Genomic DNA, 358 nt, shown 5'->3' with positions numbered 1-358 from the left:
GCCCTGGCCCGCTCGACCGGATCGACGTCATGGTCCACAGGGCGGCGGATTCGTCGGGCGTCACCGTCTTCACCACGGTCGGGATGTCGGTCGAGTCCATGCCCTCCCGTGACGGCCGAACAGGCGGCCGGGCGGAGCTTCGTCTGTTCCGCCGTGGGCACGTGGAGCCGCAGGATGAAGGCCTCATCGCAATATGCCTGGCAAACCTGGCGGCGTATCCGTGGACGCTTGGGCGGGCTCTTGGCTGGGGTGAGGTAGTCACCTTCCCTGACGACGTGCCGACCTTCCCGGGGTGCCGCCGCGCCTTCCTGGCGGGCCCTTGGACCGACGAGCAAACCGACTCGATACAGACCAGCAC

1 protein-coding gene is annotated in these 358 nt (G+C 68.2%); it reads left to right on the top strand.

The features are described 5' to 3' along the window. Positions 1-29 precede the first annotated feature (29 nt). On the top strand, positions 30-358 hold a 329-nt coding region (locus tag AC1DYK_RS36375; protein ID WP_478170686.1), incomplete at its 3' end, for a suppressor of fused domain protein.

The sequence above is a fragment of the Variovorax sp. P2_H12 genome, assembly GCF_056403395.1.
This window is presented reverse-complemented; position numbering and strand designations above follow the sequence as displayed.